The sequence below is a fragment of the Paraburkholderia sp. JHI2823 genome, assembly GCF_038900695.1.
Taxonomy (GTDB): Bacteria; Pseudomonadota; Gammaproteobacteria; order Burkholderiales; family Burkholderiaceae; genus Paraburkholderia; species Paraburkholderia mimosarum.
Genome location: NZ_JAYMRY010000174.1, coordinates 1 through 669, shown reverse-complemented (window position 1 = coordinate 669; position 669 = coordinate 1). Strand labels below are relative to the sequence as shown.

The window sequence follows — 669 nt, the reverse complement described above, 5'->3', positions numbered from 1 at the left end:
AGGTAAAGGCAGCACGCTTATGTCCGGCCCGTTTTCGCAGGTCGTTATGCGCCTGCAGGCCCTAATGGAATTCGCTGGCGAGGTCCTCATCTGCAAATCGAACACAATGGTTCATCTTCTCTATCGGGTTTTCCTCGCCCCGGTCCAACCTGTTAGCCATCATGCAGCACTTGCTTGCGCTCCTTGAGGAAGGTTTCAGGAACCCGTCATAACATGAAGTCTACGCAGCAGCGGGCGGTGAAGCCTGATAGCCCTGCGTTCGGGCAAGTACCGCCCAGATGGTTCGTGCCAGTTTGTTGGCGACAGCGGCAACGGCGACATTAAACGGTCTGCGCTTGAGCAGGCCGTCAACCCACGCCGATCGTGTGCCTTGGATGATGACCGAGCGGGCGCCGTGCATTAGCAGTGTGCGCAAATAGGTGTCGCCGCGTTTGCTCAGGCCCATCTGTCGTACCCGTCCACCCGTTCCCGTTTGCCTCGGCACCAGACCCAGCCAGGCGGCAAACTCACGGCCGGATTTGAAGGTTCGCGCATCGCCTATAGATGCAACCGTCGCGGTGGCCGTGAGAAGGCCAACGCCAGGGATGTCGGCGACCTTCTGGCAGTCCCCGTTGTTACGAAAGGCGGTAGCGAGCCGACGCTCAAGCACGGCGATTTCCTTGTCGGTGG

2 protein-coding genes are annotated in these 669 nt (G+C 59.6%); one reads left to right on the top strand and one right to left on the bottom strand.

Annotated elements, in window-relative coordinates; genetic code table 11:
* Positions 1-187: hypothetical protein (locus VSR34_RS38170; protein ID WP_342965205.1), on the top strand; the 187-nt coding region annotated here is incomplete at its 5' end.
* 33 nt (positions 188-220) lie between these two features.
* Here the strand turns inward: VSR34_RS38170 and VSR34_RS38165 are convergent.
* Positions 221-669, bottom strand: a 449-nt coding sequence (locus VSR34_RS38165; RefSeq protein ID WP_342965204.1) for an IS110 family transposase, incomplete at its 5' end; no start/stop codon positions are given.